General features: G+C 59.6%; 16 protein-coding genes. 4 read left to right on the top strand and 12 right to left on the bottom strand.

What is annotated here, in order from left to right; all coding sequences use genetic code 11:
- The first annotated feature begins 71 nt into the window (after window positions 1-71).
- Both B8991_RS02725 and B8991_RS02720 read left to right on the top strand, forming a co-directional pair.
- On the top strand, window positions 72-2,435 hold the full coding sequence (locus tag B8991_RS02725) for a xanthine dehydrogenase family protein molybdopterin-binding subunit (protein ID WP_084350245.1): 2,364 nt from the start codon (window positions 72-74) through the stop codon (window positions 2,433-2,435).
- A 123-nt stretch (window positions 2,436-2,558) separates the two neighbouring features.
- Entirely contained in the window at window positions 2,559-3,347 is a 789-nt protein-coding gene (locus tag B8991_RS02720) for an FAD binding domain-containing protein (protein WP_084350244.1), read from the top strand.
- 132 nt (window positions 3,348-3,479) lie between these two features.
- Here the strand turns inward: B8991_RS02720 and B8991_RS02715 are convergent, their stop codons facing one another.
- The 11 genes from B8991_RS02715 to B8991_RS02665 form a co-directional block, all read right to left on the bottom strand.
- The gene (locus tag B8991_RS02715; protein WP_084350243.1) at window positions 3,480-4,349 is read right to left on the bottom strand and encodes an FAD:protein FMN transferase; all 870 of its coding nucleotides are present in this window, start codon (window positions 4,347-4,349) and stop codon (window positions 3,480-3,482) included.
- A complete protein-coding gene (locus B8991_RS02710) occupies window positions 4,346-6,457 on the bottom strand; it encodes a 4Fe-4S binding protein (RefSeq protein WP_084350242.1) in 2,112 nt (703 codons plus the stop codon). Before B8991_RS02710 ends, B8991_RS02715 begins: the two co-directional genes overlap by 4 nt.
- A 152-nt stretch (window positions 6,458-6,609) precedes the next feature.
- Window positions 6,610-8,076 (bottom strand): mannitol dehydrogenase family protein, encoded by a 1,467-nt coding sequence (locus B8991_RS02705; protein WP_084350241.1) that lies wholly within the window; start codon window positions 8,074-8,076, stop codon window positions 6,610-6,612.
- Between the two features lies 1 nt (window position 8,077).
- On the bottom strand, window positions 8,078-8,851 hold the full coding sequence (locus tag B8991_RS02700) for an L-iditol 2-dehydrogenase (protein ID WP_084350240.1): 774 nt from the start codon (window positions 8,849-8,851) through the stop codon (window positions 8,078-8,080).
- Window positions 8,848-9,852, bottom strand: coding sequence for an ABC transporter ATP-binding protein (locus B8991_RS02695; RefSeq protein WP_084350239.1), 1,005 nt, complete (start codon window positions 9,850-9,852; stop codon window positions 8,848-8,850). Before B8991_RS02695 ends, B8991_RS02700 begins: the two co-directional genes overlap by 4 nt.
- A gap of 10 nt (window positions 9,853-9,862) precedes the next feature.
- Window positions 9,863-10,693 (bottom strand): carbohydrate ABC transporter permease, encoded by an 831-nt coding sequence (locus tag B8991_RS02690; RefSeq protein ID WP_084350238.1) that lies wholly within the window; start codon window positions 10,691-10,693, stop codon window positions 9,863-9,865.
- A 14-nt stretch (window positions 10,694-10,707) separates the two neighbouring features.
- Entirely contained in the window at window positions 10,708-11,571 is an 864-nt protein-coding gene (locus B8991_RS02685; protein WP_084350237.1) for a carbohydrate ABC transporter permease, read from the bottom strand.
- Window positions 11,572-11,684: 113 nt separating this feature from the next.
- Window positions 11,685-12,986, bottom strand: coding sequence for an ABC transporter substrate-binding protein (locus tag B8991_RS02680; protein WP_084350236.1), 1,302 nt, complete (start codon window positions 12,984-12,986; stop codon window positions 11,685-11,687).
- 112 nt (window positions 12,987-13,098) lie between these two features.
- Window positions 13,099-14,124, bottom strand: coding sequence for a LacI family DNA-binding transcriptional regulator (locus tag B8991_RS02675; protein ID WP_084350235.1), 1,026 nt, complete (start codon window positions 14,122-14,124; stop codon window positions 13,099-13,101).
- Window positions 14,125-14,543: 419 nt separating this feature from the next.
- Entirely contained in the window at window positions 14,544-16,172 is a 1,629-nt protein-coding gene (locus B8991_RS02670) for a peptidoglycan-binding domain-containing protein (protein WP_084350234.1), read from the bottom strand.
- A 47-nt stretch (window positions 16,173-16,219) separates the two neighbouring features.
- A complete protein-coding gene (locus tag B8991_RS02665) occupies window positions 16,220-17,335 on the bottom strand; it encodes a hypothetical protein (RefSeq protein ID WP_084350233.1) in 1,116 nt (371 codons plus the stop codon).
- Window positions 17,336-17,400: 65 nt separating this feature from the next.
- Here B8991_RS02665 and B8991_RS02660 point away from each other — a divergent pair, with 65 nt between their 5' ends.
- Window positions 17,401-18,102: a HEAT repeat domain-containing protein gene (locus B8991_RS02660; protein ID WP_143514466.1), complete on the top strand. Its 702-nt coding sequence runs from the start codon at window positions 17,401-17,403 to the stop codon at window positions 18,100-18,102.
- Here B8991_RS02660 and B8991_RS02655 read toward each other — a convergent pair whose 3' ends face one another.
- The gene (locus B8991_RS02655) at window positions 18,103-19,164 is read right to left on the bottom strand and encodes a hypothetical protein (RefSeq protein ID WP_143514465.1); all 1,062 of its coding nucleotides are present in this window, start codon (window positions 19,162-19,164) and stop codon (window positions 18,103-18,105) included.
- Between the two features lie 80 nt (window positions 19,165-19,244).
- Here B8991_RS02655 and B8991_RS02650 point away from each other — a divergent pair, with 80 nt between their 5' ends.
- Window positions 19,245-20,012: a hypothetical protein gene (locus B8991_RS02650; protein WP_084350230.1), complete on the top strand. Its 768-nt coding sequence runs from the start codon at window positions 19,245-19,247 to the stop codon at window positions 20,010-20,012.
- Window positions 20,013-20,081: the final 69 nt, after the last annotated feature.

Genomic DNA, 20,081 nt, shown 5'->3' with positions numbered 1-20,081 from the left:
CCACGGCCCCGCCACCCGCGCTACATTGCAGGCAGGGTTTAACCCGGCCATCCCCAGGGAGGATAAAGAACATGCCGAAAGATCATGGCATCGGAGCCAGCAGCAAGCGCCGCGAAGACGTGCGCTTTCTGACAGGTACCGGAAATTATACCGATGATATCAATGCGCGCGGTCAGGCCTATGTGCATTTCCTGCGCTCTGACGTGGCACATGGCCGGATCACCAATATTGATACCACTGCCGCTTCGGAAATGCCGGGCGTGGTGCGCATCTTTACCGGTGCGGATTTCGAAGGGATCGGCAGCATTCCCTGCGGTTGGCAGGTGACGGACCGCTTTGGCGAGGTCATGCATGAGCCGCCGCACCCGGTTCTGGCACAGGGCAAGGTCCGCCATGTTGGTGATCCAATTGCCGCGATCGTTGCGGACACACTGGCAGAGGCCCGCGATGCGGCGGAAGCCATTGAACTCGACATCGAAGAACTGCCCGCCGTCGTGAACATGAAGGACGCGCTGAAGGACGACGCGCCCAAAGTGCATGACGATCTGCCCGGCAACCTTTGCTACGACTGGGGCTTCGTCGAGGAAAACCGCGAGGCCGTGGACAAGGCGATCAAGGAAGCCGCCCATGTCACCACGCTGGAACTGGTCAACAACCGGCTTATCGCCAATCCGATGGAACCGCGCGTCGCCTTGGGCGAATACAACCGCGCCAATGACGAAAGCACGCTGTATACCACCAGCCAGAACCCGCATGTGATCCGGCTGCTGATGGGCGCGTTCGTGCTTGGTATTCCCGAACACAAGTTGCGTGTCGTCGCGCCCGATGTCGGCGGCGGTTTCGGCACCAAGATTTTCCACTACGCGGAGGAGGCATTCTGCACCTTCGCGGCCCGGCAACTGGCCCGGCCGGTCAAGTGGACGTCCACTCGGTCAGAAGCGTTCATGTCAGACGCACATGGCCGCGACCACGTCACCAAGATCGAACTGGCGCTGGACAAGGACAACAACTTCGTCGCCCTGCGCACCGATACGCTTGCGAATATGGGTGCCTACCTGTCGACCTTCGCGCCCTCGGTTCCGACATGGCTGCACGGCACGCTGATGGCGGGCAACTACAAGACGCCGCTGATCTATGTGAACGTCAAGGCCGTGTTCACCAACACCGTTCCGGTGGACGCCTATCGCGGCGCTGGCCGCCCCGAGGCGACCTATCAGCTGGAGCGGGTCGTGGACAAGGCGGCACGCGAATTGGGTGTCGATCCGATTGCGCTGCGCCGCCAGAACTTCATCACCGAATTTCCCTATCAAACCCCTGTCGCTGTGGAATATGACACCGGCGACTATCCCGCGACGATGGACAAGCTGGAAGAGATTGCCGACATCGCGGGCTTTGCCGCGCGGCGCAAGGAAAGCGAAGCCAAGGGACGTCTGCGCGGTCTGGGTGTGAACTGCTATATCGAGGCTTGCGGCATCGCGCCGTCGAACCTTGTTGGCCAACTGGGCGCGCGCGCGGGCCTGTACGAAAGTGCAACCGTTCGCGTGAATGCCACCGGTTCGATCTCTGTAATGACCGGCAGCCACAGCCACGGGCAGGGGCATGAAACTGCGTTCCCGCAGGTCGTGGCAGAGATGCTGGGCATTCCCGAAGATCAGATCGACATCGTGCACGGCGACACGGCGCGCGTGCCGATGGGCATGGGCACCTACGGATCGCGCTCGCTTGCAGTCGGCGGGTCGGCCATGGTCCGTGCGACCGAGAAGATCATCAACAAGGCCAAGAAGATCGCCTCGCATCTGATGGAAGCTTCCGAGGCGGATATCGAGCTGAAAGACGGTCAGTTCACCGTTGCGGGTACTGACAAATCCGTTGCTTGGGGCGATGTTACGCTGGCCGCCTATGTGCCGCACAACTACCCGCTGGAAGACATCGAGCCCGGTTTGGAAGAGACGGCGTTCTATGATCCGTCGAACTTCACCTACCCCTCGGGCGCCTATGCCTGCGAGGTCGAACTGGATCCGGAAACCGGCCGCGTGACGATTGAGCGCTTCTCGGCGGCGGATGACTTCGGCAATATCATCAACCCGATGATCGTCTCCGGTCAGGTGCATGGCGGGATTGCCCAGGGTGTCGGGCAGGCCCTGATGGAAGGCTGCGTCTATGATGAGAACGGCCAGCTTCTCAGCGCGTCCTATATGGATTACGCGATGCCGCGCGCCGATGACGTGCCGTTCTACAGCGTCGATCACTCCTGCGTCACACCCTGCACCCACAATCCGCTGGGCGTGAAGGGCTGTGGCGAGGCCGGGGCCATCGGGTCGCCGCCTGCGGTGATCAACGCCGTGGTGGACGCGATGCAATCGGGCGGGCATGATGTGACCCATATCGACATGCCGGCATCGCCTTCGCGCGTCTGGGCAGCGATGAACGGCTGACGCAAAAGGATGGAAAGCGGGGGCGCTGCCCCCGTCGCCTTGCGGCGGCATTCCAGAGGTATATTTGAATCACAGAAGCAAGAGACCGGCGCGCCGGGACATGTTTCGGGAGAGGAAGAGACAATGTACAATTTCGACGTTGTAACACCAAAGACAGTGGCCGACGCGGTCGCGGCACTTGGTGAAGAAGACGCGCAGGCACTGGGGGGCGGTCAAACGCTGATCCCGACGCTGAAACAGCGGCTTGCCAGCCCGTCCAAGCTGGTCAGCCTGACCGGTATTGACGAAATCAAGGGCATCCGCACCGACGAGAGCGGCACCTTGTGCATCGGTGGGGGCACCACGCACGGGACCATCGCGGGCGAGGGCTCGGCCTATCCGGCGCTGGCTGCCCTGGCAGGAAATATCGGCGATCCGGCGGTGCGCAACCGTGGCACGATTGGTGGATCGCTGGCCAATAACGACCCGTCAGCCTGCTACCCGGCAGCGGTTTTGGCCTCTGGTGCGACCATCGTCACGAACACCCGTGAGATCGCCGCGGATGACTATTTCCAGGGCATGTTCACCACCGCGCTGGAAGAAGCCGAGATCATCACCGAAGTCCGCTTTCCGGTGCCTGAGAAGGCGTATTACCAGAAATTCGAGCAGCCTGCCTCGCGGTTTTCGCTGGTGGGTGTCTTCGTTGCCAAATATGCCGACGGTGTTCGGGTTGCGGTGACAGGCGCGTCGAATGACGGTGTGTTCCGCTGGACAGAGGCGGAAACCGCGTTGTCGTCGAATTTCTCCGCAGATGCCTTGGACGGGTTGGCGGCGTCGGCTGACGACATGATCGCGGACATGCATGGCAGCGCGGCATACCGAGCGCATCTGATTGGTGTGCTGACCAAACGCGCGGTTGCCGCCGCTGGCTGAGCGCCAAGATCGCATTGGAGAGGGGCTCCCGGTTTTCTGGCCGGGGGTCTTTTTTGTGGGCATCGGAATTTGAGTATTTTTGCCAAGAAGAAGCTGGGGGCGGGCTTTCCGCTCGGGCCGGTCGTGTGTGTGTCACAATGTGAGAAGGTCGCCTGAATCGTCCAAGGCGGTGATGCGGGTCAGCTTTGCAGAGCGTTTTAGAGTGCCGAGTTGGTCGCGCGTCATGAATACGGCGGCGGTCGACAGCGCATCGGCCCGTGTTGCGCTGTGATCCTCGACGCTGATTGTCGACCAGAGGGCGGGGCGACCGTCCGGCGACAGAATGTGGCTGCCGGTCGCCAAGAGCATGGCGCCGGGGCTGGATGTGGCGATGGCCGTCCCGTGGAGGGCGCGTGTGGCGACCGGCCCATGCGCGGGGTCAGAGATTGCCAGACGCCAAGGGCCACCAAGCGCGGCAAATTCGCCGATATTGATAAGGGCCTGGGTGGCCCCCCGTTTTGCAAGGCCTGTGCGGATCAAATCGGTGGCGAAGCCTTGGGCGATGCCGTTGAAGGTCAGCATCTGACCGGGGGCGAGGCGCAGACGGTTGCCGGTCTTTGTCACGCGATCCCAGCCGACAAGCGCGCGGGCCGGACCAAGATCGAGGCCCTGGGCGTCGGCCTGCCAAAGTGGCTGTATTGTCGGATCGAACAGCGTGTTCGAGAGGCGATGCGCGTCGTCGCACTGCGCGACCAATTGTTGGAACGCTGGGGGCATGTCAAGCCAGCCGCGCGCGTTCAGGAGGCTCAGCGCCGAGCTGGGGCGGTAGAGGCTGAACAGCGCCTCGATCTTTTCAAGAGAGGCCGGGATCTCTGCCAGGGCGGGACCTGTCAATGCCGATGGACCGTGCAAGGTGACCGAGACCTCGGCCCCCAGGGCGCGGCCCTGCCAGCTTGACGCTTTTGCAAGGCCGGGCGCACAGGCGAAGGCCGCCGAGAGGGTGAGGAATCGGCGGCGTTTCATTGGGCGGGCACCTCGTTGGGATGGCCTGTCGCGCGTGGTTTGCGGGTGGCTGAGCGCCCCTTGAGGATCAGGGGCACACATTGCGCGGGGTCATCGTGGATCGTGACGCAATCAAGGCATTGGAAACACTCGGAGTAAGCGATCTCTCCTTGTTTCGAGATGGCACCGTAGGCACATTTGACGCGGCACAATTGACAGGGTGATCCGCATTCGACGCGGCGCGGGATCCAGCGGCGCATGCGCAACGCCCCGCCGAGGGCCATGAGCGCGCCCAATGGGCAGACATAGCGGCAAAAGCCCTTGAACAAGATCATGCCGAGGAACAGCCAGAACAAGGCATAGCCCGCATAGTACCATTCGCGGATAAAGAATGTGGTGATGGCGGTCTTGAACGGCTCGACCTCGACCGCCTTGTCGAGTGCTGAGGGCAGCAGCAGCGTCACGCCGATCAGCGCCAGAAGGACAAGGTATTTCAGGCCTTTGAGGGGGCGGTCCAGCCAGTCCGGCACATCATATTGCGGCAGGCGCAACAAGCGACCGATGTGATGCGCAAATTCCTGCAACGCGCCGAACGGACAGAGCCAGCCGCAGAACAGCCCGCGCCCCCACAGGAAAAATCCCAGTATGGCCGCGCCCCAGATCACCAGCGAAAACGGATCGTAGAGGAGAAACCCAAGACTGCCACCGTCGATGACGCTGCGCAATGTGCCAAGCGGGGTTACGATGGACAGTTGCCCCTGTCCCCACCAGCCGATGAAGCCAAGCACAACCGCCAGAATGCTCAACCGGATCGGTGTGTAGTGGCGCAGCGCTGCGAACGCGCTTTGGCGGAAGGCCAGGACGCCAAGAAGCACGGCAAGAAAGACGGACAGAAGGATCAGGTCGGATTGGCGGTTGTGGATCGCCTCGCGCCAGGGGGCCAGACGCGTGACGGCACCGGGGCGGTCGTAGAAGCGCGGGTCGGTGACATGGGTCGTGTCCAGTGAGACCGATCCCATTTCGGGCTGAAAGAAACCATGTTCGCGCACCGCCTGCACCTTCAGCACCCAGTCCTGCGTGGGATCGAACCCAAGTCTTCGGTCCGTCCGCAAGATCATCGCGACACCGTCCTGAAGCGCGTCCGGAACCTGATCCGACAGGCTGACCAAAAGATCGGCGTCGCGCATCGCCACCGGAAAACCGCCCTGTTCGGCACCGATCCGGTCCGGCGCGGTGTTGCGCACGAAATCGTCCGAGACCAGCCCGTGGCGCGCGGTCTCGATCAGGAGGATGGGTTCGTCATCGGGCGAGATCGCCATGAAGTCCTGCAAGTCCCGAAAACTGTCCTGGGCCAGCAAGGCGCGGGCGATGGAGGGCGGTCCCAGATCGGCAATCCACAGGTCCAAATAGGCGTCGTTCGGGGCATCCTGCGCCTCGGGGTCGTCATCTTCCCAAAGCGTGTCTGCAAATGCCGCGTCAACTTCGGCATTCGTGACGTGAAAATTCTGTATCAGCCCTTGGTCAAACAGATCCTTCCAGCTCAGATCCTCGGAATAGTCGGGGTCGGGAAAGGCGGGCGGGCCGGAACTGATGCCTTGCATCTTTTCGCGCGCCACCTGAAGCGTGGCGGCCAGCAGGCTTTCATGGGCGATGCGAACCGACGCGGTTGCCTTGGTCACGCCGTCGAGATAGACCAACTGGCCACCGCCGCCGCCCGCGCCATAGGGGGTGCCGACGACCAGAGCCTCGGATATCGAATGGCCACGATATTGCTCGAAGAACTGGTGGAACGGGGCCTCGCCCAGACCGCTGACAAAGATCGGTTCGTTATGCGAGATCAGCCGCACATCGACAAACCTCCCGTCAAGGTCCAGCACCACCAGCATGTTGATCGGTGCGCCGGAAAAGCCGGGCAGGGGTGCCATGGGCTGTGTCTCGAACACATAGCCCGCATCCGCACCGCCAGAGTTCAGCAATTGCCAGACGCCCTTGTCGTTCAGCTGTTCGCCAAGTGACATGGGCGGCACGATCATTTCAGCGATTGTGTCGCGGGGCAGGGGGTCGGCGGCCGAAGGCAGGGCCAGACTGACCCAGAGACAAACTGCCAAGAACGTGCGGATCACTCCCATAACCCGAAACCTAAAGGGTGCGGGCAGGGCACCCAATTCGACCAAGGTCTAGAGGGCGGGCCCGCCGGGCGGTTTGCTGTCCTTGTGCGTCACTTCCGGTTTGAGCGTCGTGTATTGTCGCGCCGCGACGAGCCCGGCATTCAAAACAGGGCTCAGCCGTTCAGATAGGCGCGCAAGGCAGCCTCTGTTCCCTCGTCATGGAGAAGTCGCAGCCAGCGTGCGAAACGATCGGTAAAGCGGGCGTTTTCGCCAAGATCGCCATAGAGGTCACGCTGTTCCAGCCAGGCCTGCGGGTTGTCCCGCGCGTCCAGTGCAGCTGCGTTCAGCTTGTCCCAGAGCGGATCGTTGGGCGCTATCGTGCTGCCATCCTCGCGCGTGCCGGTACACATCCGCGCCCAAAGCGCCTCTGTCAGGGCCAGCCCCTCAATCGGGCTGTCTGTGGCCAGCGCATCGCGCAGCGTCGGCAGAATAAAGCCGGTATGACGGGACGACCCGTCAAAGGCCACGCGGCGGACGGTATCCACAATCTCGGGGTTGGAAAAACGGTTGCTGATCAGGTCAACGTAGGCGGTGGGTGTCATGCCGGGAACGGGTTGCACCTGTGGCACGATCTCTTCGCGCGCAACTTTGCGGAAGAACGCACCGATCAAAGGGTGTGCCATGCAGCCAGAGATGAACTCGACCGACAGGATTTCACCAGGGTTGGAGATCACCTGATGCCCGCCATTGAGGATGCGGATCTTCATCGCCTCATAGGCATGCACGTCATCGGTAAAGGTGGCACCGGCCTTGTCCCAGTCGGGACGGCCCGCGCAGAACGCATCGTCGATGACCCATTGACGAAAGTTCTCGTGGGTGACGGGGGCTGCGTCGTCGATGCCGAACTCCCTGACCAGCGCCAATTCGTTTGGGCCGGTGGCGGGGACGATGCAATCGACCATGGAGTCGGGAAATGTGCAATTTGCATCAATCCAGGCCGCCAGATCCGGATCCGAAAGACGCGCAAGCGACACCACTGTCTGACGTAGGATCGCGCCGTTGCCTTGCAGGTTGTCGCAGCTTTGGCCGGTAAACGGCCCGATGCCAGTGTCGCGCCGCAGTTTCAGCGCGGCGATCATCGCGCCAAAGGCCGTGCGCGGCGTGTCGGGGTTGGCAGCGTCGTGTTGGATGTCGGGGTGACTGGCGTCAAACCCTTTGGTTGCCGGGTCGATATAGTACCCACCTTCGGTCACGGTCAGGGCGACGATGCGGATGGCGGGATCGGTCATCCGCGCGATCAGGGGGCCATTACCATCTTCGACAGGCACGAAATCGATCATCGACCCCACGACTTCGGCAGAGCGTCCCTTGGGGTCAAGCTCTATCAGCGTGGACATGTAATCCTGCGCGGCCAGCCGTTTGCGCTGCGCCTCGTCACCGGCGCGCACGCCTGCGCCGATGATGGCCCAGTCCTGCGCCAGACCCTGTTGCATCAGGCGGTGCAGATACCAGGCCTGATGGCCACGGTGGAAATTGCCAAGCCCGATATGCACGATCCCCGGCGTCAATGCGCTGCGGTCATAGGTCGGGCGCAAGACGCTTTCCGGCAGGTTCTTGAGGGTATCGTTGGACAGTTTCATATCAGCTCATCCATTGTCCGCCGTCGACGTTATACGTCTGCGACACGATGTAATCGGAGTCGGCGGAGGCGAGAAAGACCGCCATCCCGGTGAGGTCGGCAGGCACGGCAAAGCGGCCCGCAGGGACGCTGGCGGCGACCTCGGCCTTTTTCTGGCCGGGCTTCTTGCCTTCGAGCTTTGCAAACATCGCGTCCACATGTTCCCAATGATCACCGTCAACCACACCGGGCGCTATGGCATTCACGTTGATGCCGTGCCTGATCAGGTTCAGCCCAGCAGATTGCGTCATCGAGATCACCGCCGCCTTGGTCGAGCAATAGACCAGCACCAGCGGTTCGCCCCGGCGTCCGGCCTGGCTGGCCATGTTGATGATCTTGCCGCCATGGCCCTGCTTGATCATCTGGCGTGCCGCCGCCTGCATGGTGAACAACGTGCCCGCGACATTCACCGCATAGAGCTTGTCGTAACTCGCGCGGGTGATGTCCACGGTCTCTGCCGCGTCGAAAAGCGCGGCGTTGTTGATCGCGATGTCCAGCTTGCCCGCCTTCGCGACAACCGTTTCGATGGCGGTGTCGATGCTGTCCTGACTAGTGACATCCAGTTGCACGGCATAGGCGGCCGCGCCGATCTGGTTCGCGGCCTTGGTGGCCGCGTCCAGATTGATGTCCGCGATGGCGACGGTTGCGCCCTCGCGGACATAGGCTTCGGCAAAGCCCAGCCCGATACCGCGGGCAGAGCCGGTGATGAGGGCGGATTTTCCGTCTAGCCGTTTCATTGGATCCGCAACCCTTGCGCATCAAATCTGTGGATCTGCTCGGACTGCGGCGTCAGGTAGATCGTGTCGCCGTAATGCAGATCGACCTCGCCGCCGGCGCGCACTGTCAACGGCTCTGCAAAACCGTCGATATTGACGTGGAAGAACGTGTCGCTGCCCAGATGTTCGGACACGCCCACCGTTCCTTTCCACTCACCGCTTTGCGTGGACACTTCGAAATGCTCAGGCCGCACGCCGATCGTCGTGGCGTTGTGCTTGGCGGCTTCGGCCCCTTCCATCAGGTTCATCTTGGGGCTGCCGATAAAGCCCGCGACGAACTTGTTGCGCGGGTTGCGATACAGTTCCAGCGGCGAACCCACCTGTTCGATTACACCGGCCTGAAGCACAACGATCTTGTCAGCCATGGTCATCGCTTCGACCTGATCATGGGTCACATAGATCATCGTGGTATCAAGCTTCTTGTGCAGTTCAGAGATCTCCATCCGCATACCGACACGCAGGGCGGCGTCGAGGTTGGACAGCGGCTCGTCAAACAAGAATGCCGAAGGTTCACGCACAATGGCGCGGCCGATGGCGACCCGTTGGCGTTGGCCACCTGACAGTTGGCCGGGCCGACGGTCGAGGTAATCGGTCAGGTTCAACGCCTTGGCCGCAGCCGCGATACGCTTGTCTTGCTCTTCTTTTGGCATTCCCGCCATTTTCATCGGGAAGGCGATGTTCTTGCGAACCGACATGTGCGGATACAAGGCATAGCTTTGGAAGACCATGGCCAGCCCGCGTTTCGCGGGAGGCAGGCCGGTGGCATCCTTGCCGTCGATCTCGATGGTGCCAGAGGTCGTGTCCTCCAGCCCCGCGATCAGGCGGAGCAGGGTGGACTTGCCGCAGCCCGAAGGCCCGACAAACACCACGAACTCGCCATCGTTGATTTCAAGGTCCAGCGGCGGAATGACGGTCACGTCACCAAAGGATTTCTTGACCTGTTTTAGCTGAATGCGTCCCATTATTCTCTCCTCACTTCACAGCGCCGAAGGTCAAGCCCCGGACAAGTTGTTTCTGGCTGAACCAGCCAAGGATCAGGATCGGAGCGATGGCCATCGTGGAGGCGGCGCTCAGTTTTGCGTAAAACAGACCCTCGGGGCTGGAATAGCTGGCGATGAAGGCGGTCAACGGGGCGGCTTTTGCGGCCGTCAGGTTGAGCGTCCAGAACGCTTCGTTCCAGGCAAGGATGAAGTTCAGCAGCATCGTCGATGCGATCCCCGGCACGGCCATCGGTGTCAGGATGTGGATGATCTCTTCCTTCAGCGTGGCACCGTCCATCCGCGAGGCTTCCAGGATCTCGACCGGAATTTCGCGGAAATAGGTGTAAAGCATCCACACGATGATCGGCAGGTTGATCAGCATCATCACGATGACAAGGCCGGTGCGGGTATCAAGGATGCCCAGTTTGATGAAGATCAGGTAGATCGGGTAGAGAACGCCCACCGCCGGCAACATCTTGGTCGAGAGCATCCAGAGCAGGATGTCCTTGGTGCGTTTGGACGGAACGAAGGCCATGGACCAGGCGGCGGGAACCGCGATGATCAGACCAAGGATGGTCGATCCGCCTGCGATCACGACAGAGTTCCACAAGAAGCGCATGTAGTTGGAGCGTTCTTGCACAACGGTGTAGTTTTCCAGCGTCCAGTCAAAGAACAGGAAGACGGGCGGATCGCTGATGGCCTGCGCTTCGGTCTTGAAGCTGGTCAGGATGGTCCAGAGGATCGGAAAGAAGATCAGGATCCCGATGGACCACGCAATGGCGGTATTCAGCGCTTTGCGATTGTTTGTAACGGCACGTGCCATAATCTTGCTCCTCCCTAGTCCAGGTTTTTGCCGACGATGCGCATCAGGAAGATGGCAACGATATTGGCAAGAATGATGGCATAGACACCGCCCGCAGATCCCAGACCGATATTCTGGCTTTCCAGAACACGCTGGAAGATCAGGTAGGACAGGGTCCGGGTGCCGAAGGCGCCGCCGGTGGTCACGAAGATCTCTGCAAAGATCGACAGCAGAAAGATCGTCTGGATCAGAACCACGATCGTGATGGCCCGCGCCAGGTGCGGCAGGATCATGTAGATAAAGCGGCTGTGGAACGGCGCGCCATCCATCTCGGCCGCCTCCAGCTGTTCGCTGTCCAGCGACTGAACGGCGGTCAGCAGGATCAGCGTCGCGAAGGGCAGCCATTGCCAGCTGACAATCAGGATCAGCGATTGCATCGAAGCCTGACTGAGCCATTCAACCGGGGCTGCGCCGAAAAACTTCCAGATATGTGCAAAAAGCCCATTCACAGGGTCCATGAACATGTTTTTCCAGACAAGCGCGGAAACAGTTGGCATGACAAAGAAGGGGGCGATGACGAGGATGCGGACGACGCCCTGTCCCCACATCGGCTGATCAAGCAAAAGCGCCAGAATGACGCCCAACACGATGGTGATGAAAAGCACACCGCCGACGATGATCAGTGTCGTCTGAACGCTTGGCCAGAATGAGCTGGAATTGATGAAACGGACATAGTTGTCAAACCCGGCCCATCCCAGATCACCACCGCGTAGCGGCAGATAGTTCCGGAACGAAAACCATAAGGTCATGATCAAAGGCACCAGCATCCAGCCCAAAAGCAGGATGACGGCTGGTGCCAACATGAACCGTGCAGCGGATCGTGATTGTTGGGTCGCCATGGACACACCTCCCCCGTTGACGGAAAAACCGCCACAGATGATTGGTCAAAAATGAAAGCTGATCACTGGTGTCGGAGGGCCGCCGAACGGGCCGCCCTCCGGAACGATGACGCTTAGTAGCCGGCGGCTTCCATAGCGTCTGTTGTCAGGGCCTGCGCCTTTTCAAGCGCTTCATCGACGCTTTGCTGTCCTGCCAGAGCGGCCGAGAATTCCTGACCGACTTCGGTTGCGATGCCCGCGAATTCCGGGATGGCCGCAAACTGAACGCCGATATAGGGAACCGGATCTACTGTCGGGTTCTGAGGATCGGCCGACTGGATGCTTTCAAGCGTCATGGCCGCGAATGGAACGTCCTTGTAGTTCTCGTTCTCATAAAGCGACGTCCGCGCACCCGGAGGGACGTTGGCCCAGCCTTCGTTTGCTGCAACAAGCTCGATATACTCTTTCGAGGTTGCCCACTCTACGAACTCTTTCGCGGCGGCTTCCTTCTGGGTGCCGGCAGGGATGCCAAGCGCCCAGGCCCAAAGCCAGTTGGAGTTCTTGCCCAGGCCCGTGTTCGGTGCCAGCGCAAAGCCAACCTTGTCAGCAACAGTCGAATCGTCGGGGTTGGTCACGAAAGAGGCCGCAACTGTCGCGTCGATCCACATGCCGCACTTGCCCTGTTGGAACAGCGACAGGTTTTCGTTGAAACCGTTTGTCGATGCACCCGGAGGGCCCGCATCGTTCATCAGGTTGACGTAGAATTCCAGCGTTTCTTTCCAAGCAGGCTGATCGAACTGGGCTGTCCAGTTTTCGTCAAACCAACGAGCACCAAAAGCGTTCGATGTTGCTGTGAGGAACGCCATGTTCTCGCCCCAGCCGGCCTTGCCGCGCAGGCAGATGCCATAGATTTCGTTTTCCTTGTCCGTCATCTTGCGCGCGGCATCCGCCACAAATTCCCATGTTGGCGCATCGGGCATTTCCAGCCCGGCCTTTTCCATAAGGTCGGTGCGGTACATGATCATCGAGCTTTCGCCGTAGAAGGGCGCGGCATACAATGTGCCGTCAACGCTCAGACCGCCGCGCATGGCAGGCAGAATATCGTCGGCATCCCATTCCTCGGACATGTCGTCCATGGCAACGAGCCAGCCATTTCTGGCCCAGATCGGTGTTTCGTACATGCCGATCGTCATCACATCGAAAGCGCCACCCTTGGTGGAAATATCGGTGGTGACGCGCTGACGCAGAACGTTTTCTTCGAGCGTGACCCACTCGACCGTGTGTCCGGTCTTTTCGGTGAAGTCATCGGTTAAACCTTGCATGCGGATCATGTCACCGTTGTTGACGGTGGCGATGGTCAACTCTTCCGCGAAGGCAGCGGTCGATGCGACCGATACGAGCGCAGACGCAGCAAATAATGCGTTCTTCAATTTCATTCCGGATCCTCCCTAGATCTGTCTGGTGCAGTGGCACGAATTAACCGAGCGTCAAGCCTCGAGTCAACAAAAAACTTTACTCCCGTAAAGTTTTTTGGGCCAGGTACTCTCTTTATGCGGAGGTTCGTAAGACAAGTTTCCCGTCAAGTAGATTCTCAAATCTTGAATGCGTTTGCTTGCCCTCTTGAATCAAATCAAAAAGGATCTTGACGCTTTGATCGGCGATTGCAGAGTAATCCTGCGAGACGGTTGTCAGCGGAGGGCAAGTGTACCGAGACCAGGGATGGTCGTCATGCCCGGCAATCCGAAGCGCGCATTCAGGACCATGCCCGACCCGCAAGCCCTTTTGATAGGCGGCAGCCATCAATCCGATTGCCAGGCGGTCATTGCTGCACAAGACGGTGTTGGACGGCAAAGAGCGCTCTTCGATCAGGCGCATGCCGCCTTCGAAGCCGATCCTTTCGAAATCCCAGTTCGTCCCCTCGACCTTGATTACCTGAGGCGTCAGTCCGAGCCGCTCCATCGACTGGACATAGGCTTCGCGTCGCTTGTTGGCGTTCGGGTTCAGCGGTGGCATCTCGAAGAAACAGGGCGGCTCTCCGGTGCGGCACAGGTAGTCGACGATCAAGCCGATACTCTTGAAATTATCATTGCCTACAAAGGCTTCGCCAACGGCGACGTTGCTGTCAAAAACAACGGTCGGCACTTCATCTGCGAACCGTTTGACAGCTTCGAAATCTGATCTTCGGCCAAGGGGCGCAAGCAAAGCACCGGCAGGACGCAGGGATTGCATCGTTGCAAGAGCGTTGTTTTCAGCCTCTTGGTCACCATGCGCGCTGAACACCGTGGGCCAATAGCCCGCGTCAATGCAATGTCTTTCAAGCCGTCGCGCGACTTCGGCAAAAAACGGGTCCGCCAGGTAGGGAACCAGTATGCCGATGGTCTTGGTCAGCTTGCGGTTCTGATTGATCGCGAAAATGTTTGGCTTGTAATCATACGTCTTGAGCGCTGTTTCAATCTTTTGACGGGTGGTCTTTCGGACGCTTTCCGGATCGTTGAAATATTTCGACAGGGTCGGACGCGAAATGTTGCTGACCTTGGCGAGTTCGTCCATATTCTTGATCTTAGATCCGGTCACTGGGTTTGCCCTCATGTTATTCTGCGCCCTAGCCATCACTTGTATCGTGGAATTTCGAGAAACTTAACGCCAAACAGAAAACTTGACGCCCGTAAATACATGACACTAGGTCCGTAGCGTGTCATCAGTCAAGAAAGATTGTGAAATATCAACGAGCGGGCACCGAAGCGGTAGCGCGCGAAGCATCGGCATGCTGCCAGAGTGCCGTGCGATCAGCGTCTAGAATTTGTACGATTATTCGGCGTTGGCAGCGTCGTTGGTGATGATGCTCAGCGTAAAGGCCCGGAAAAACAACGCAAGCCCGCCGATTTTATCACAAAACGGGCAGGCTTGGTCCAGCAGGTCGAGGTTTGAAAGCCTGCCATGCTTTGCACGTTATTCAAGTCAACGGCGGCGCTTGGCAGGCATCATGTTGGATGTCAGAACTTGATTTTCGCAGGTTTGGCCGCCTCAACGCCATCGGCGAAAATACTGCCATCAAACAGGAATATGCTGACTTCGTTGATCAGGTCATTGTCATCCGCAGATCCGAAGACGATGCGCGAGAAATGTCCGCAGCTTTTGGCGAGGCTGGCCAGAGATGCGTTGTCGCCGGACATGATGCGTGCCGTCAGTTCGGCCTTGCCGCCCGAGGTCAGGTTCGCAAGAGACATGCAATCCGACGAACCGACCATCTGGTTGGGGGCGTCCAGAAGGGCTGCATAGCGATCGGCCATCATCTCGCGCAGGCTGTCCTGCGGCATCGGTTGGGTGAAAGTCAGATGACGGCTCATCGCGCCGACCTTGATCTCCCCGTCAGGCATTTCTTCGGATTTGACGGCGACCAGATCCTGCATGGCGTCGCTTCCCGCTGAGCAATGCGTGACGCCGCTGACCTCTTCACAATTCGTAAGGCCCTCGAAGGCCAACTGCTGTTTCGCTTCGCTCAAGCTGCTGCCGGTGCTGACGTCGAGGATGGAAAACCGCTCTGCTTCAGGGGCCGCGGCTGGTGCGGCAGCACCTTTGGGCATCTGAACGGTAGGTTTGAAGCCAACTGCCTGTGCGGCAGATGTAGCACCTGCTGCAACCGCGACTGCCGCGGTTTGCAGTGAGGGAAAGCTTGACTGAGCAGCCCCGAAAGTTGGCGCGACAGAACCTTCCGTCTTTGGCGTGGCTGCAGAAGCCGTAGAGATTGACGGGAACGCCGGCTGGGGCGCGGCAGCCTGTGTGGTTGCGGATTGCGGCGCGGCAGCCGAAGGCATTGTCGGAAAGGCACCACCTTGTGGTGTGGCAGCAGCCATCTGTCCCTGAGGCTGCGGTGCCTGCGGAAAGCCAGGTGCTGCGACCGCGGGCTGCTGCGTGCCGGTTCCCAGTGTCGGGAAGGCGTTATGCGGTGCGGCTGCCGGTTGACTGGTTGCCTGCGGCGCGGTGCCGGCGGGCATAGCCGGGAAGGCCGGGGACGCGCCTGCGGCCTGTTGGCCAAACGGCACTGCTGCGGGCGCGGGATAGCCCGTTTGCGGTTGGGATTGCTGGAAAGCGGTCTGTGGTTGCGGATAGGCTTGCGGCTGCTGGGCGGCCATCGCGTAACCCGCGCTTGGTCCGGCCGTCGCGATCAAAGGTTGGCTGGATCGTTGAATCAGAATGCCAGCTTCGGACGAGGTCAACTTGCCGGTCATCGGTGCGCCGAGACTCGCCTGAAAGCTGGAAACCGCATTCCGTGTCATTTTTCCATACAAGCCATCCGGGGTGCCCGCGTTGTATCCCAGCGCGTTGAGCCGGGTTTGATAATCGCGCACTTCGGTGCGGGTGGTCGCAAAGGTCGCGATGGTAGAGCGGGGGCCAGAGCTACTTTTTTTGGTCACGGTCTTTTTCTTATAGACCGTTCTGGGAGCGGATTTCCGCTGATTTTTGTTGGCATGGTTGATGATCGCCGCCCCCACGCCACCGACGATAACGCCTTTCAGAAAGTCATTTCCGGCCGAAGCCCGTTCCGGCGCGGTCACAAGACCTGCGGAAACAAGTGCAAGAACGGCAGCCGAAGCGATGGGTTTGCGTGATGAAAAATGCATTGGGTCTATCCTTTCTACAACGGAATTGTCTGGCAGAACAATTCTTTCTATTCAGTGTTTTGAGGCTCCTGAGTTTGAGCAGGTTCTTGGGCCGGGATCGGCTGCGGCGCTTGAAGGGACAACAGCCATCGTGCCATCTCGACATCGCCGCGTGCGCCAAAAAGCGCGATTACATCAGTCAAGTTACCATGATTTTGCGCCATTCCTTCAATCAGAGCAACACAAGATGCGGGAAAGGGCTCATATGTCCGGTTCCCACTGCGTTTTCGTTCACCAATTTGTGCGGCGCGGAATTCGTTCTTGTTGCCGAGGACAAAGCGCAAATAGTCGAAAGAGGGTGTCATTTGAGGCGCTAGAAAAGTGATATAGCGGCACAACGCATCATCGCGCGCGCTGGATTCAACCTGTGCGCTGCTCCAGGGGTTTCCCAAAGCAACCGCCAATGCATCCATGAAATTGAATTGCGGGATGGACAGGTAATTATGCGGCATTTGTGGCGGACGTCTTGCAGCGACATTGCGAACCGGCTGAATGCGCATCGTGTTGTTGTGCTCGCGGTGTGCGGCAAGGGTGGCCGGATCATATGGTTCATCACCAAAAATCATGCCTTTCTGGCTGAGTATCTGGATGTCGGAAATGGAATATTGCGCGCCCAATCGGTCGATGACGTCATATGTGGCAGGAGGTCTGCCAGGGTATAGTTTGTTAAGATCAAGCCCAAGATCGGCAAAAACCGCTATCACATTCGCAGGTGCGCCGGTGACGAGGTCGTGCAGCAACACGCAGGTCTGGCTATCGTTGCCATATTGTCCGCACGTCACCTCCTGGTCCATATCAAACGGTTTGAGCGCTTGCAGATAGCCATGCAATGTGGTGATGGCCTGCGTTTTGGAGGTCAGCTGCTGCCAATAGGCGGCATGGATGATGTTGTAAAAGATTGCACCCGTATCCAGCCGCTCTGGAGTGACCAGGCCGTTTTGCAGATAGAAATTCGCGTTCTCGTAATCTGCGCGGGTCAAAAACTCGACAAAGGCGCGTTCGGTCGACTCGTCATTCGCGGCACCTTGCGAGGGCAGGGCTGATGCGATCCCCCATGCAAAGACGCAGCAGCTTCGTTTGAGTGCGGTGTAAAAATCAGCCCAAATTTTGTAATCCAATGCCATCGAAAACCTTGTCATGAATCGAGAAGTCTTGATTTATTACCCCAATTCTAGCACCAAATTCCCTCATGGATAGTAGAATCGAAAGGATGGTCGAGATGGTAAAGTGCCTTGGTTTGCGTCTGTTTTCGACCGTTCGGCATGCTGGCACCTGCGGGATTATCGCCCTGGCAGTTGGGCTGGGAAACGGTGCCGCCGCTCAGACATCGCAAAATACGACGCAAAGCTTTGAAGAGTTTCAGGCAAGCGTTTCCGCAGGTGCGCAGCGGATCGCCAAGTATCAGGAAGTGCTGCAAAATCCAGACGCTCGCATCCAGTACGAGGCTGTGCGTCTGCTGTTGAAATCCGGCGATCCGGCGCTGGTGCGGATCGCCAAGGAGCACGCGCTTTTTTCGACCAACCCGGTGCTGCGCAACTCGGCGATCCTCGCGATTTTCGAGGCCGGAGGAAATTTGCGGATCGAGGTTACGGCGACGGATGAATCGTCTGCCAACGTTCTTAAATGGGTGTCGGATGCCGGTGGCACGCATGACGGCAAGAAAGGCAACCACATCTTCAACATCGGGGCCAAGGCCGAAAATTGCTGGATGTCGGGGCAGGAACGCTATGCGATTTGCGAGTTGACCGTGTCCGGCACCAGTGTGCAGTTCAAGTCGAACCGTGGAAAAGGATCCCAGGCGTCGCTGGCGTTGGGGCCTGACGGTGTGCTGCGCGGTGTCATCTTTGCCGAAGGCGGGCAGGCGAACGCCGCCATCGACCTCAAGGAATAGTCATTCTACTGTCAGCCCATCGATCCGCAGCGCGTTTCTGTCCGCGAACCACATCGACTGGATGGTTATGCGCACACGGCGGGCAAAGATACCGCCGGTCTGATAGGCGAAGACGCCGTTGGGCGGCATGTCGCGCTGACCCAGACTACGCCAGAACGGTCGGCCCGGCGCGCCTGCATCAACCTCGAACAACACGGTTTTGGGCGGACTTTGATCGGGCGCTGCACCGGGGTCGCTTAGCAGATTTATCGCAGCTAATGGGACCGGAGACGCAGGGTCGAGCGTGATTTCGATCTGCACGGGCTCGTTGCTCCACGGCGACACAAAGGCCTGTGACAAAAGCCCCGGCTCAAGGCTCGCAGCACCGGTACCACCCGCCGCGCCGGTCCAGCCGGTGACACGGAACCCCTGTTCGCCATCGGCCCCATCCGGCGGCGGTAGGTCGTCGGGATGCCGGGCGGACAGCCCGCCGCCAAGCTGCGGGCCAACCCGGCGCAGGATTTCGTCCATGCGGAAAAATCGCGCCTCGCGCCCGCTGATCGCCGCCTGGGCGATGCCCACGACGCGCCCATCAACCTCCAGCACGGAACCACTATTGCCCTGATAGATCTGTCCATCCGCTAGGTTGTCAGTCGTGCGGACAATGACCATTTCGGGCGTCACCGCAAAAATCTGCGCATCGGCCCGGTCCTGAATGCCTTCGGGGCTAAGCCGCACAATCTCTCCCCGTGTGCGGGTTTCCAGCAGGCTGCGCAGGTCGCGGTCAAAACTGTCCCATTGGTCGTGACAATAGGCGGTGACGCCACCCTCGACATAGGCGATGGCGATGTCATTGGCCGTGTCGCGCAGAAACGCCGTGCCGGACCCGACGACCCTTTGCAGCGGCAATTCCAGTGAAAAGCGGTCATTTGCAGCGACATGTGATGGCAGGACCGCAAAACAGTTGCCCCGATGCTGAAACAGCATGGCATGTCCAACGTCGCGGTCCACCAATGCCAATTGAGTGGCCAATGCCGGGGCCGAAGCCATCAGCGCCGTCGAAAAGATCATCAATTTACGCATCAAAGAGCTTGCCAGAAACATCTCATCCCCGTCACTATTGCTTTTGGGGAAGACTACACGATCCGGGGGGCGTGCCAACAATGTCATTGATCCATAGCAGTTTGATCTCAATAGCGACGGTTGTCGCCGTCGTCGTACCAGCCCTTCCTGCTCTTGCCGACCCGGCCCTCCGGCTGCGCGGCGAGCGGGTTCACGAGGAATTGCGCAGCGACGCGCTGATCAATGGCAACTGGCTGGTCGGCGCGCATACCGCGGCACCGCGGAACGCCGAGGGACCAAGACTTTACAGCTATATCCCCGGTGGCGCGGACTGGCAGGGACAAACGCTTTGCGCACGGGCGACGGACAAGGAGGGCCGGTATTCGGCACTGTTCGAGTATCATGTCCCCGTGGCGTGGGGCGGCGGGCTGGTCGATCTCGAATACGAAACCGAGTACGAGGCGTTTGTCAGCGCCAGTGACGAAAGCAATAACGGGATTGCGTTGCACAGAGGCGATTGTCGGCTGGTCACAGACGATTTTCTGCCCGTGCTGTGGAATGCGGCGGAAACGCCCGAAACCGATGGCGAGGGGCGGATGACGCTGATCCTGAACCTGAATGCAGGGCGCGCGGACAGTCTGATCCCGCAGGCCGTCCTGTCGCCGCTCGACGGCGCGGCGGGGGACGTCATGCCCATCCGGTGTGATCCGACATCCGAAGCCGGAGTCGGTTTCAACTACCAATGTCGTATTCAGGTGCCCGCCGATCAGGCCGGGGTGCTGACCGTGGGCATCACGCGTCTGCGCTATGGCAAGGCCGCGCCACCGAGAATGGCAAACATCCACCTTTATACGCCAGAAATACCCTGAAATGTCGAACATGGACGAGACCCGCCCGGCTGACAGGGACACGAAAATTCCCGCCAGTCCGTTTTTCGG

It is taken from the genome of Primorskyibacter flagellatus, from assembly GCF_900176485.1.
In the GTDB taxonomy this organism is placed as follows: Bacteria; Pseudomonadota; Alphaproteobacteria; order Rhodobacterales; family Rhodobacteraceae; genus Primorskyibacter; species Primorskyibacter flagellatus.
This window is presented reverse-complemented; position numbering and strand designations above follow the sequence as displayed.